10 protein-coding genes and 1 tRNA gene are annotated in these 12,369 nt (G+C 28.9%); 6 read left to right on the forward strand and 5 right to left on the reverse strand.

Annotation, left to right across the window (positions count from 1 at the left end):
• Positions 1-3: 3 nt before the first annotated feature.
• The 3 genes from ACMFBB_RS11425 to ACMFBB_RS11435 all read left to right on the forward strand — a co-directional run bounded on the left by ACMFBB_RS11425 (position 4) and on the right by ACMFBB_RS11435 (position 7,120).
• Positions 4-891: an ABC transporter ATP-binding protein gene (locus tag ACMFBB_RS11425; RefSeq protein ID WP_435260908.1), complete on the forward strand. Its 888-nt coding sequence runs from the start codon at positions 4-6 to the stop codon at positions 889-891.
• A complete protein-coding gene (locus tag ACMFBB_RS11430) occupies positions 888-4,133 on the forward strand; it encodes a hypothetical protein (RefSeq protein ID WP_435260909.1) in 3,246 nt (1,081 codons plus the stop codon). The genes ACMFBB_RS11425 and ACMFBB_RS11430 overlap by 4 nt, the downstream gene beginning before the upstream one ends.
• Positions 4,134-4,564: 431 nt before the next feature.
• Entirely contained in the window at positions 4,565-7,120 is a 2,556-nt protein-coding gene (locus ACMFBB_RS11435) for a ligand-binding sensor domain-containing protein (RefSeq protein ID WP_435260910.1), read from the forward strand.
• Between the two features lie 284 nt (positions 7,121-7,404).
• On the opposite strand, the gene ACMFBB_RS11440 is transcribed toward ACMFBB_RS11435, so the two are convergent.
• The 4 genes from ACMFBB_RS11440 to ACMFBB_RS11455 form a co-directional block, all read right to left on the reverse strand.
• Complete coding sequence (locus ACMFBB_RS11440; RefSeq protein WP_435260911.1) at positions 7,405-7,623, reverse strand: hypothetical protein; 219 nt, start codon at positions 7,621-7,623, stop codon at positions 7,405-7,407.
• A 383-nt stretch (positions 7,624-8,006) separates the two neighbouring features.
• Positions 8,007-8,174, reverse strand: a complete 168-nt coding sequence (locus ACMFBB_RS11445; RefSeq protein WP_435260912.1) for a hypothetical protein — start codon at positions 8,172-8,174, stop codon at positions 8,007-8,009.
• 553 nt (positions 8,175-8,727) lie between these two features.
• Positions 8,728-8,895, reverse strand: a complete 168-nt coding sequence (locus tag ACMFBB_RS11450) for a hypothetical protein (protein WP_435260913.1) — start codon at positions 8,893-8,895, stop codon at positions 8,728-8,730.
• A 305-nt stretch (positions 8,896-9,200) separates the two neighbouring features.
• Positions 9,201-9,282, reverse strand: a tRNA-Leu gene (locus ACMFBB_RS11455).
• A 125-nt stretch (positions 9,283-9,407) separates the two neighbouring features.
• Here ACMFBB_RS11455 and ACMFBB_RS11460 point away from each other — a divergent pair.
• From ACMFBB_RS11460 to pth, 3 genes are all read left to right on the forward strand, one after another.
• A complete protein-coding gene (locus ACMFBB_RS11460; protein ID WP_435260914.1) occupies positions 9,408-10,349 on the forward strand; it encodes a ribose-phosphate pyrophosphokinase in 942 nt (313 codons plus the stop codon).
• A gap of 22 nt (positions 10,350-10,371) precedes the next feature.
• Positions 10,372-10,956 (forward strand): 50S ribosomal protein L25/general stress protein Ctc, encoded by a 585-nt coding sequence (locus ACMFBB_RS11465; protein ID WP_435260915.1) that lies wholly within the window; start codon positions 10,372-10,374, stop codon positions 10,954-10,956.
• A 120-nt stretch (positions 10,957-11,076) separates the two neighbouring features.
• Positions 11,077-11,643 (forward strand): aminoacyl-tRNA hydrolase, encoded by a 567-nt coding sequence (pth, locus tag ACMFBB_RS11470; protein WP_435260916.1) that lies wholly within the window; start codon positions 11,077-11,079, stop codon positions 11,641-11,643.
• A gap of 159 nt (positions 11,644-11,802) precedes the next feature.
• Here the strand turns inward: pth and ACMFBB_RS11475 are convergent, their stop codons facing one another.
• Positions 11,803-12,252 (reverse strand): 6-pyruvoyl trahydropterin synthase family protein, encoded by a 450-nt coding sequence (locus ACMFBB_RS11475; protein ID WP_435260917.1) that lies wholly within the window; start codon positions 12,250-12,252, stop codon positions 11,803-11,805.
• Positions 12,253-12,369 lie beyond the last annotated feature (117 nt).

Genomic DNA, 12,369 nt, shown 5'->3' on the forward strand with positions numbered 1-12,369 from the left:
AAAATGAAACTAGAAATAAAAAACTTATCCAAAACCTATAATAACGGAGTACAAGCGTTACAAAATATTAACCTTACCATTTCAAAAGGAATGTTTGGTTTACTCGGTCAAAATGGAGCTGGGAAATCAACACTAATGCGAACCATAGCAACACTTCAAGATGCAGATAATGGAAATATAAATTTTGATGGTATAAATGTAATGAAACATCCTGAAGAATTAAGAAAGGTTTTAGGGTATTTACCACAAGAATTTGGAATTTATCCTAATGTTTCAGCCGAAGAGCTACTATTACATATTGCAAACATGCGTGGCATAACAAACAAAGGAGAACGAAAAGATCAAGTAGCTGCATTATTACAAAAGGTAAATCTTTATGAAGTACGAAAAAAAAATTTAGAGAGTTATTCTGGTGGAATGAAACAACGCTTTGGAATTGCACAGGCTTTATTAGCAAACCCTCAATTAATTATAGTAGATGAACCTACAGCTGGCTTAGACCCTATGGAAAGAAATCGTTTTTACAACCTGCTCGCAGAATTAGGTGAAAATGCAGTGGTGATACTTTCTACACATATTGTAGAAGATGTAAGTACGCTTTGTAATGATATGGCAATCATAGGTCATGGAGAAGTATTACTTACAGGAAAACCATACGACATAGAAACATCATTAAATGGAAAGGTATGGGAAAAACAAATTAACCCTTCTGAACTTGCAATACAAAAAGAAAAGTATGCTGTTATTTCTAATCATTTTCATTTAGGAAAAATGTTAATTACAGTTGTTTCAGAAGATATGCCTGATGAAAGCTTTTATCAAAAATCACCCAATTTAGAAGACGCTTATTTTCACTTATTATTTAACCAAGCTAAACAACAAGTATCATGATAGGTAAAATTATTTCATATGAAATGGGTAAACGTTTTAAACATTGGACTACATTATTGTTCTTTTTTATTATCGTTTTTCAAGGAATTTGGTATACAAAAGGTGCATTTGACCAATTTGTAAATGAAGGATTATTGATGAATTCCCCTGCTGTGTTTTATAAATGTCTAGCAGCCGGAGGAATGCTAATGCTTATTATAATTGCAATTATTACTGGTACTTCTTTATTTAAAGACATTCAATACAAAACAGCACAATGGATGTATACCTTACCAATTCATGAAAAGAGTTTTTATGTAGGTAGATTTAGTACTGCTTTTTTCTATAATATTAGTATTGCCTTTGGTTATGTGATAGGAATGCTGTTAGTACCTTATTCTGGTATTGGAGAAGCACATCGTTTTGGAACTGCTCCTCTTGGTCAACTGCTACATGGATTTTTACTTTATACAATACCTAATATTTTTTTATTAACCTCTGCTTTCTTTTTTGCATTAGTTTATACTCGAAAAATGTCAGCTGGGTATCTGACTATTTTTATAATTTCAATGTTTTTTATTGTAATGCAAACTTCTTCTGAGTCGGGAGGAATTACTAAAGCACTTACGTTATTAGATCCTTTTGGTTATGTTGCAACAGATGAAATCCTATTAACCTTACCTGTTAATGAACGTAATACGGCGTATATTCCTTTTTCTGGAAACTTATTACTTAACCGACTTATTTGGTTTAGTATTGCCCTAACATTAGCAATATTGAGTTACTTCAAATTTAGTTTCAAACATTTTGGAGCTCCAAATAAAGCAAGTAAAAAACCTCTTACTTCAAACAATACAACCACCAATACATCTATTAAAAAAAATACCATTATTCCTAAACTATCTTTTTCTACAGCAGATTATATGAGGAAATTATGGTTTTTATCGCGTCTAGAATTTAAAAATATCGTTCGTCCCGCTTCTTTTAAAATTATTTTAGGTATTGTTTTTTTAATGATTATTTTACAAAATCTCTTTTGGAATGCTACTTATTATATCGGACATACTATGCCTTTAACCTCTACAATGACTATGTTTCGTTTAGCTTTTGGTTTTTTCATACTAATACTAATCATGATATGGTCAGGAGAAATTTTTTTCAAAGACAGAGTGGTACATATCCATACTATTACAGATACACTTCCTGTGCCTGTTTGGGTTACTCAAATATCCCGATTTATTGCTATATCAGGAATGTCTTTAATTTTGTCCTTATGTTTTACCGTAATTGGAATGGGGATCCAAATAGTTCAAGGGGGAGTTGAACTTATTGAATTGGATTTATATTTATACGATAATCTAGGTTACAACTGGGGTTGGCTTAGTTATTTGCTTTGGATTGCATTAGTCTTCTTTTTATCTGGATTAACCGGCAACCGATTTTTAACACACGTACTTAGTATTGGTTCTTTCTTTTTTATGATTTTATCCTTTGAGCTTGGGTTAGCAGAACAAACAATTTTTGCATATGCAGGAACACCCGGCTTGGAAGATTATTCAGAAATAAGTAATTATGGAATTTGGTACACCTCCGCTATTTGGTATTTTTTAATGTGGCTTGCTTTGGCGGTAGTTTTTGTACTACTTGGTATATATTTTTGGCAACGTGGTACCACTAGAAAATGGAAAGATAAGCTTCGTTTTAAAGACAAACAGCTTTCTTTTGGTGGTAAATTAATTAGCCTTGTTGCATTAATCGTATTTTTTACAATACAATCATTTATTGTAAAACAAGTAGAGTTATCAGAAAGTTTTCAATTAAGTTTTGAAGAAGAAGAAGAACAAGCCGATTACGAAAAAAAATATGGCTATTTAAAAAACAAAATACAGCCCAAATATGCAAATATAGATTTAGTCTTTGATTTTTATCCAGAGGAAAGAAAGGCAAAATATACTGCAAATATGTTACTTGTAAATACTTCTAAAAAACCGATAGATACTCTTTTTCTAAATTATAAAACAGCTATTTACATAAAAAAACTACAAATTAATGGTGGAGATTTAAAACTACTATTTGAAGACAAAACACACGATATAAAAGCTTATCAACTCCCTGAAAAAATGGCGCCAAGTGACAGCGTTTTTATTGTATTAAAGGCTCAAAAAAAACACAAAGGGTTTACACAATCTGGTGAAGAACCACAACCTGATTTAATGTACAACGGTTCCTTCGGAAATATTCATGATTTCTTGCCTATTATTGGTTATAACGAAGAAAAAGAACTAAAAGAGAATCGAAAAAGAATGGATCAAGGTCTTAGTTTATTAGATGCTAGAATGGCAAAAACGACAGACATTAAAAGCTTAAATCAGAGTATTTATGCCTCAGATGCCAATCGTGTAACTGGAAAAATAACCATAAGTACCTCCGAAAATCAAGTTCCTCTAGCGCCTGGTAAAATGATTAATAAATGGACTAAAAATAATCGAAACTATCGTACTTATTCCATTACAAAAGGGGTTCCTTTTAACTGGTACTTAGGATCTGGGCACTACAAAGAATATATTTCCAAAAACGAAGAAACTACCCTAAAAATTTATGCTTCCCCAAAGCATCAATTTAACATAAAACTATATCAAAAAGCTCTTCGTGCATCTATAAATTTTGTTTCTAAAAATCTTGGCAACTATCCTTTTAAAGAAATTCGATTACATGAAATACCTTATTACCAAGATAAATTCTATACCTATGCAAACAGTATTGCAGTGTCTGAAAAAGAAGGGTGGTATGCAGATATTACAAATATAAAGGAACGTTCCTATATCTTTCAATCTGTTACTTCACAAGTAATTACACATTGGATACAAGAAAATATGCATATAAGTAATGTAAGAGGGGGAAATATGTTATCTAAGGCTTTACCAGAAGCATTGGGGCTTATATTACTTAAAAAAACTCTAGGAAATGAAGCCCTAGAGCATATTCTGAAGAAGAAAAAAGATTTTTATGCTAAAGAAAAAAATAACGAAGCAAATACAGAGCCTATTTTATTGTATGCCGATAACATGGAGTATTTAGAACCCAATAAAGGAGCATTAATATTATTTAAAACAATCGAATATTTAAACTTCAAAAAATTTCTTTCTTTCTTAAATACTTATATAACTAAAAACAAAAATTCATATGTAACTTTTGAAGATTTTTATACAAAATTAAAACCTCAGTTATCCCAATCACTTAGGGAAGAAATAGAAACAAAATAAATTTTTAAAACTAAAAAGTAGCTAATTGATTATTAGCTACTTTTTGTATTCAAAAAAGAATCAAACCTATATTAACGAAATAATTGGATTTTGCACCCTGTTTTATAATGTTTATATTGTTCAAAAAAATATACTTACTTACATAAGAATAATTAAAATAAATACTTAACCTCAAAGATGTTATACATATTTAAACGTCAATTAACATAGTATTCATTTACAGACTAAAATAAAAACGCTCGTATATAAAACAATAAATTATTGTTTTATTATTTAGTTAAAATAACAAATAAAATAATTGCCTACTTACGATTTTTGATTCAAAGACATCACTTATAAATTGTTCTCTAACTAAAGTAAACTCTCTATTTTTTCTTTTAAAAACAAAAAATACCTTAGTTTAAAATTATAAGAATAATTAAATTAAAAAATTGGAGAGAAAAACCTACTTACTTTTTTTATCTTTATTTCTTATCTTATATTCTATAGGTTACACTCAAGAACCTATATATAAAAACTTTGGAGTAGATGAAGGACTTCCTAGCTCACAAGTTTTTGATATTTATCAAGACAAACAGGGCTATATTATATTTGCTACAGACAAAGGAATTTCTCGTTATAATGGTTATGAGTTTAAAAATTATGGAAGTGAAAATGGATTGCCAGGAAACGTTATTTTACGATTTTATCCGCAACAAAATGATCAAATTTGGGGGTATACTTTCCATACAAAATCATTATTTTTTTTTAATGAAAGATTTAATGGTTTTACTACTTATAAACATAATGAGCTATTACAAAAAGAGCTAGGAAGATCTGGAATTATCAAAAGTTTATACATAGATAAAGAAAATACCGTACATATAGGAGGAACTGGAATTAATGGAATAATTTTAATAAAAGATAATGGTAAAATAGAAAGAAAGTATACAAATAAAGAATACTCAAGAAGTAAAGAGGCTAACAAATATTTTAACCTCAATAACTCAGTAGATGGAAATACCTTTTGTTTTACTTCAATGTTAATAAAAGATACGGATAATCCCTTTTTTATAAAAGGCTATTTCAATCCACATATAGAGGCATTATGGCTAAAAAATAATAAGAAAGCTGTAATTAATAATGGAAAATTTATACGTATTCTTAGTAGAAAAAATAAAACTATTACGATTAAAAAAAGTTATACACCAATAGGAATAAAAAAAATAGATAGTAGTAATTTTTTTTTAGGATATTATTTTGGAGGTGGAAAAATAATCAGCGATAAAGGAGAAGTAGTAAGAGAATATTTAAAAGACAAATCTGTTACTAATTTCTTAAAAGATCATGAGGGTGGCTATTGGCTTACTACTCAAAACTCTGGTGTTTATTATATAAAACGACCTGGCATATCAATTTTAAAAGAAAAGAAAAAACATAACCACATAAACTCATTAGTTAAAAAAAATAATGAACTACTTATTGGATATAAAGATGGAGGATATTCAAAACTAAATGTTCTTAGGGAATTCAAAAACCTAACAAAGCCCTCAAAATATCCAGATCCAACTATTGTTGAATATGATTCAATATCTAACAAAACTTATGTATATGGAGCTCATGGATTAGAAATAAATAACACTCTTTTTGGAAAAAAGTATACTATAAAACTTTCTGAACCTACCAAAAATGGAGTAATTTTTGGCAGTTCCCCTTCTGGGTTCTACGAAATGAATAATAAAAACCATAAATTTCCTTGGAGAGTTCAAGATGTAAGTATATGGGAAAAAGATACTTTGGTGGCTACACCCCTAGGAGTTTTTCAAAAAAATAAAAATAAAATTATTCCTTTATCCAAAAAAACGAACTTATTAAGTTATAGGTCTGATGATATTGATATTGCCTTTAATGAGAAAAAATTTTTTATTGCAACTCAAGGTATAGGAGTTGTTGTTTATGGAGATACTATTTACAATATATCAACAAAAGATGGACTAACAAGCAATAGCATCAATGAAATAAAAGTAGAAAATGACTCTGTTATATGGGCATGTACAAATAAGGGACTAAATAGAATTACTTTCAAAAAGAATACTTTTAAAGTAACAAGCATAAATAAGGAAACAGGGTTATTAAGTAATGAAATAGAAGATATTGAAATTATAAATGATACACTTTTTATTGGCACCAAAGAAGGATTGTGTTTGCTACCAAAAAAAGAGTTAGATCACAAAGAACAAAAGAACTTTTATTTAAAAATTAAAGATATTAAAGTTAATGATATTACATATGATAAAGATAAGTTGTTAGAACTTAGTTACAATCAAAACAAGATAACGTTCTCAGTAGAAGGCATTTTTTATGCAGGTGAAAACCTTGAGTATCAATATAGATTAAAAGGGGTTGATACCAAATGGTCTAGCACAAAGAATAGAAACATTAGTTTTCCTAATCTTAAAAGTGGTAAATATACTTTTCAAGTCAAAGCTTGTTTAAAAGATAAATGTAGTAAAGTAAATCATTTAGAATATAGTTTTACAATAAGATCTGCTTTTTGGAAAACAGGATGGTTTTTAGGAGTATGCCTTATGGGGTTTGCTTGGATTTTATATAACTTTTTTAAAATTCGTGTTTTAACATACAATAAAGATGTAGTTAGAGAATTTATTCGATTACTAATAAGAAGGTTAAACCTAAACGAAAAATATTTAGAAGTTAGAATGAATGGTGAGGATTTAAAAATTCTTAGCAATACTATTCTTTATGTAAAATCTTCAGGAAATTATTTAGATATTATAACATTGGATAAGAAATATACTGTACGATGTAAAATAGGCGATTTTATTAGATTAACTCCTGATTCACTAGAGTTTTTAAGGATTCATCGTTCTTATATAATAAGGATAGATAAAGTAACAGGGAAGTCTAAAAAATCAGTAACTATTGGAAATGAGACTTTTCCTGTAGGTGAAACCTATTTAAGTCAACTTAAAAAAATACATTTCTAATTATTAATTCAAAATCAATACAAAAGAAATATTATTGAAAATCACACAGGAGAAGTTAGGTTGGTTTTTAAGAACTGGAAAAATGATTAAGAAAATAAATATGTAGTAAATGTTATACTAATCCTCACATTTAATTTTAACCTATTCAAAAAATCAAGGAGGTATACTTACTTCCCTGATTGTTAAACCATTTTTCACCAAATTTACCTATCTATTTCTGGGGCAATAATTGAATGTTTAACTACCCCATTATTAGGTATCTCTATGAATTATTAATATTTAGTTTATAAAGGACGTTCTCTAGCTTCATAGTAATTGCCTTGTGCATCTCCTCCTGTTCCATTAGGATCTGGTTCAGTTGAGCAAGCACAAGACATTGAAGGAAATAGTGTTTGTAATATTTGATCATTACACCATTCTGTACAGGTAGGGTTTCCTCCATTAATTAACTTTTTTTGCTCTTTACTAAGGTTTTTGCCTAAACTTAAAATTGATTTTCTCATAATTAAAAAATAAAAATTATAATTACTGTGAACATTTAAAGACACTCACAATTTGTGTCTATTTATAATAAATACATACTCATATATATTTTCCTTTACCTAATACCAACGCTCGAAATAATTTTATTAATAGATATTTTTATTGATAATCATTTTAAAATAGGGGCTGCCCCCTACTGAATATTTAAATGAAACATTGTTTATTTTTATTAATGCTGTTTTCTGGAATTTTAGTTAGTTTTTATCTTCCATATTTTGAATTTCTCTCAATGTATATCTAGAAATTTAAGCATCTTTAATAAGGTTAATAAAATATATAAGCTCATTTCTAAAGTAAACTTTAAAAACAACCCCAAGTGTTTTTTGACACTCAGGGATAAAAATTAAGAGTTAAACGTATGTGTTTTTTTGCAAAGAATTTTTCTCCATTGTCCATAAGCATAAACCCACTCCCAAGTAGCTCCTTCTTCACAAGAAAGAGTACCTCCATTAACTGTTTGCTGTTCTGGTTTAGATAAAATAGTTCCTAAACTTGAAATTGATTTTAACATAATACTTTGTTTAAAATTATCTTACTCTGTTATAAAGGCTTTTCAGTTACGCCTACACCTATATTTTTTTATTCTAGAATTAAAAACACGTAATAGATACTCTGTAAACATATAACAACGTTAAAAAACAAAGTGTAAAGTGAGATTAAATGTGATAATTGGTAGCATAAAAGACACGAATAAAAAATAACGAGGGATGAAAACAGTTAGTTTAGGGGTAAATTGGTTGTGCTTTTACAATATTTTTATTCAAAAATCAATGCAAAATATACCTAGTGTTACTTATAATATAAAGTAATCCTTTTCAAAAAATAAACCAGCAAGCCATAATTATAACGTGCTGGTTTAAAATAAATAAAAATTATTTGTTTTAATAATCTAAAATTACAATTAGATTATATGAACTTAGTATCATGATTTTAGCTAAGAACGCTCTCATAACTATCTAAATACGTTTCTATTACTCCATTTATTAATTATTTGCTTAATTTTAAAAAACCGCGTGTATTAATTTAAAAATCACACGCGGTTAAAAACATAAAGATTTTACTATTTAAAATTTTATTTCTGAAGACACAGGCGCTTCACAAATATAACCACTAGGGTTAACTGATGAAGGAATAGGTGCTTCTCCTCTAGGACAAACTGGTAACCCTCCATTAATTGTTTGTTGTTCTACTTTAGATAAAACTGTTACTAAATTTGAAATTGATTTTAACATAATACTTTGTTTTAAATTATCTTACTCTATTTATAAAGGCTTTTCAGTTCTGCCTATATCTATTATTAGATGATTCCGGAATAATTGTACTTAATAGATAATACTATAAACATATTGTAATATTAAATAGAAAAAAGACAAACAGTGTTGAAAGTGACAAAGTGGAATATAAAAGTGATGAGTAAAAATATAGAGATTTAAAACATTTAAAAAATGGTTTAAAAATTAATTACTTAGAAGGTAAATTTGTTGTAAATATACATGAGGAATAAAAAAAAGGCTTCATATTTCTAAGAAGCCTTTAGTACTCGAGGTGGGAATCGAACCCACACTCCCGAAAGAACTGGATTTTGAATCCAGCGCGTCTACCAATTCCGCCACTCGAGCATTTTAGTAAATGAACTGCAAATCTATAAAATATTTTAGTTAATTCATTAAAATACTTATAAACTCTTAAAATAGTTTTATTTTTGCCTTTCACAACAACACTAACAACAAATAAACTTTGGTAAATGCCTACAAATCAATTAACTCCAAAAATATTTACATGTTCTCAAAGCACAGAACTAGCAGAAGAAATAGCTAAAAGTTTTGGAACAGAACTAGGAAATGTAAAAATATCACGTTTTAGCGACGGAGAATTTCAACCTGCTTTTGAAGAATCAGTTAGAGGTAGACGTATTTTTATAGTAGGATCTACTTTTCCTAATGCTGACAATTTAATGGAAATGTTATTAATGCTAGATGCCGCTAAGCGTGCATCTGCAAGACATATAACAGCCGTGATACCTTATTTTGGATGGGCTCGTCAGGATAGGAAAGACAAACCAAGAGTAGCTATTGGCGCAAAATTAGTAGCAAAACTTTTAGAAGAAGCTGGAGCGACAAGAATAATGACTATGGATTTACATGCTGATCAAATTCAAGGTTTTTTTGAAAAACCAGTTGATCATTTATATGCATCTTCTATATTCTTACCTTATGTTAAAAGTTTAAATCTAGACAATTTAACAGTTGCATCTCCTGATATGGGAGGATCTAAAAGAGCTTATGCATACTCTAAATACTTAGAAAGTGATGTTGTTGTTTGTTATAAACAACGTAAAAAAGCCAATATAATTTCCCACATGGAATTAATTGGTGAAGTACAAGGTAAAAATGTTATTCTTGTTGATGATATGATTGATACAGGAGGAACTCTTGCTAAAGCTGCTAATTTAATGATGGAAAGAGGAGCTTTAAGTGTTCGTGCAATTTGTACACACCCTATACTTTCTGGTGAAGCTTATGAAAAAATTCAAAATTCAAAATTAACTGAGTTAATTGTTTCAGATACAATTCCTTTAAAAAAGAATGTATCTAAAATAAAAAGTGTATCTTGCGCCACTTTATTCGCAGATGTAATGCATAAAGTGCAAGATAATACATCAATAAGCGATGAATTTTTAATGTAAATTTTAATTAAATAAACAAGTAATGAAATCAATTACAATCAATGGATCTCAAAGAGAAAGCGTAGGTAAAGTAGCAACTAAGGCCTTACGTAATGCTGGAAAGGTTCCTTGCGTATTATACGGAGGAGACAAACCTGTACACTTTTCAGCAGAAGAATTATCTTTCAAAAGTTTAGTGTTTACTCCAAATGTATATACTGCAACGATTGAATTAGGTGGAACATCTTATAATGCAGTTTTACAAGATATTCAGTTTCATCCAGTAACCGATAAAATTATACACGTAGATTTTTATCAACTTTTTGATGATAAAGCTGTAACTATGGAGATTCCTGTACGTTTAGTAGGTGTTTCTAAAGGTGTTATGGTAGGTGGTGCTTTACGTCACAACTTACGTAAATTAAGAGTAAAAGCTTTACCAGCAAATTTACCTGATTTTATTGAAGCTGATATTACTGAATTAGAAATTGGTAATAAATTATATGTTACTGAATTAAAGAATGATAACTATTCTTTATTACACCCAGAAAACACTGTAGTAGCTCAAGTTCGTATGTCTCGTAACGCATCTAAAGCGGCTTCTGAAGAAGAAGCAACAGAAGAATAAACTTCTACTACTATTAAAATACAGAAAAGCGTTACCATTGTGTAACGCTTTTTTTATGTTTGCACTATGAATTTGATCTCTTTTTTTAAAACTATTTTTAATTCAAAAAAGAAAAATACCATGAAAAAATTTTTAATTGTTGGTTTAGGTAATATTGGTGAAAAATACCAAAATACTCGTCATAATATAGGATTCAAAATTGTTGATGCCTTTGTAAAAGAGCATCAAGAGAGCTTTGAAACGGACAAACTAGGCGATATAGCCAAATTAAAAATTAAAGGCAAAACGGTTGTTGTTTTAAAGCCTAGTACTTATATGAATTTAAGTGGAAAGGCAGTTGTTTATTGGATGAAAAAAGAGAATATTAAAGTTGAAAATTTACTGGTTATTACTGATGATTTAAATATTGACTTTGGTAAGCTTCGTATTAAAGGAAAAGGTAGCTCTGGAGGTCATAATGGTTTAAAAGATATTCAAGATAAATTTAATACGGGAGCCTATCCTCGTTTTCGTTTCGGTGTAGGTGCTAACTATGGAAAAGGTCGTCAGGTTGATTTTGTATTAGGAAACTGGAGTAAAGAGGAAGAAAGTGCAATGATAGAGCGCATACCAACCTCAGTTAATGCGGTAACTTCTTTTATAAATGCAGGATTAGCTAATACTATGAATGAATTTAATGGTAAATAAATACCTTACTTATAAATTCCTAAAATTCTATTAAAAGTCTTTATTTCACATTTATAAAATTCGCAAAGCTTTTCAAATATACTTCTAGCCATAATTAATTGATTTTGATTACCAATAATAAGTAGCAAAATATATTAAAATGTTACAAAAATTCGATAATTAATTTTCTTCAGCATGCCATTCCGCAAAACTAGTATCAGTTTCTTGTAACTTTAAAGAATGTAACTTTATATTTTTAGGAAGTCGCTTTTTAATTTTATTAGCAAAATCAATAATCATCATTTCACTCGTAGGCTGATAATCAACTAAAATAACATGGTGCCCTCTAACTTGTAATTCTTTCGCTAATTCTACATGAGGTGTGTTTTTATTAAATACTGTTGCATGATCAAATAAATCAACAATATCTTCTTTTACAATTTTTTTTAAATCGCCAAAGTCAATGACCATCCCGTATTTCACATTAGAGGAATCGCTAATAGGCTCACCTATAACTGTTACTGATAATTTATAACTATGGCCGTGAACGTTTTTACACTTTCCATCATAACCATATAATGCATGTCCAGTTTCGAAACTAAATTGCTTTGTAATTCTAATATTAGCCACTACCTTTTAAATTTTTTGTTACTTCTGTATTTATTAAAAAAATATACGATAGCAACTAAAAATGCTAATACGGCAAATAAATAATCTCCACCCATAATTTCAAAATATTTTAAACGC

It is taken from the genome of Tenacibaculum sp. nBUS_03 (assembly GCF_051201695.1).
In the GTDB taxonomy this organism is placed as follows: domain Bacteria; phylum Bacteroidota; class Bacteroidia; order Flavobacteriales; family Flavobacteriaceae; genus Polaribacter.

What these genes read in the sequence shown, in the direction of transcription:
- ACMFBB_RS11445 (WP_435260912.1), bottom strand. Translation starts at nt 8,174, where the DNA reads ATGTTAAAATCAATTTCAAGTTTAGGAACTATTTTATCTAAACCAGAA.
- ACMFBB_RS11460 (WP_435260914.1), top strand. Translation starts at nt 9,408, where the DNA reads ATGCCTACAAATCAATTAACTCCAAAAATATTTACATGTTCTCAAAGC.
- pth (WP_435260916.1), top strand. Translation starts at nt 11,077, where the DNA reads ATGAAAAAATTTTTAATTGTTGGTTTAGGTAATATTGGTGAAAAATAC.
- ACMFBB_RS11425 (WP_435260908.1), top strand. Translation starts at nt 4, where the DNA reads ATGAAACTAGAAATAAAAAACTTATCCAAAACCTATAATAACGGAGTA.
- ACMFBB_RS11430 (WP_435260909.1), top strand. Translation starts at nt 888, where the DNA reads ATGATAGGTAAAATTATTTCATATGAAATGGGTAAACGTTTTAAACAT.
- ACMFBB_RS11450 (WP_435260913.1), bottom strand. Translation starts at nt 8,895, where the DNA reads ATGTTAAAATCAATTTCAAATTTAGTAACAGTTTTATCTAAAGTAGAA.
- ACMFBB_RS11440 (WP_435260911.1), bottom strand. Translation starts at nt 7,623, where the DNA reads ATGAGAAAATCAATTTTAAGTTTAGGCAAAAACCTTAGTAAAGAGCAA.
- ACMFBB_RS11465 (WP_435260915.1), top strand. Translation starts at nt 10,372, where the DNA reads ATGAAATCAATTACAATCAATGGATCTCAAAGAGAAAGCGTAGGTAAA.